Annotated in this window: 2 pseudogenes; both read right to left on the bottom strand. The window is 37.4% G+C overall.

What is annotated here, in order from left to right:
* Positions 1–382: pseudogene (locus HMPREF2865_RS04605) on the bottom strand (hypothetical protein); the annotation flags it as partial.
* Positions 383–384: 2 nt separating this feature from the next.
* Positions 385–486: pseudogene (locus HMPREF2865_RS11955) on the bottom strand (HNH endonuclease); the annotation flags it as partial.
* Positions 487–559: the final 73 nt, after the last annotated feature.

Raw genomic sequence — 559 nt, 5'->3', positions numbered from 1 at the left:
AGGCAGTTCTACAAATGGAAAGAAATGCTGAAACCTCTGATAAATTTCAGGATGTTTCTTTAAGGCTTTTAATGCTTTTTCTTTTGAAACGGGAGGGTCATAGACATCTATACCCCTTAAGAAGGCAATACCCGTCAAGGCATTTTTTTTTCGATTTTGATAGGCTGTAACTCGAAACAAAACCTACAATATTGTCAATATCGGCAATTACCCCATCGAAATCCGCCAAGTCAAAAATATAAAAAGGGGTGTCCTCAATGGGCATATCGCGTATTACTTGTTCAATCCATAACTTGAATTCATTTAAATCAATAGATTGAGAGAATAAGCATTTAATTGCAAATCCTAAATCATCACTATCCTCTTTTATGATTTTCCACATAGTCACTTTCCTTTACTCATCGCTTCCCAACCAATATGGCCGGTATCATGATGCAAGTCTTCACCAATCAATTGCATCCTTCCTGTATCTTGATGATGATGCCAAAGGTCGTCTGATGTTTTTCAGACGACCTCATTACCCTCTAAAGCGGAGGCAGTTCTACAAATGGAAAGAAAT

Source organism: Neisseria sp. HMSC073G10, assembly GCF_001812605.1.
GTDB classification, from domain to species: Bacteria; Pseudomonadota; Gammaproteobacteria; order Burkholderiales; family Neisseriaceae; genus Neisseria; species Neisseria subflava_A.
Note: the sequence above shows the minus strand (reverse complement) of the source record. Positions and strands in the feature narration are given on the sequence as shown.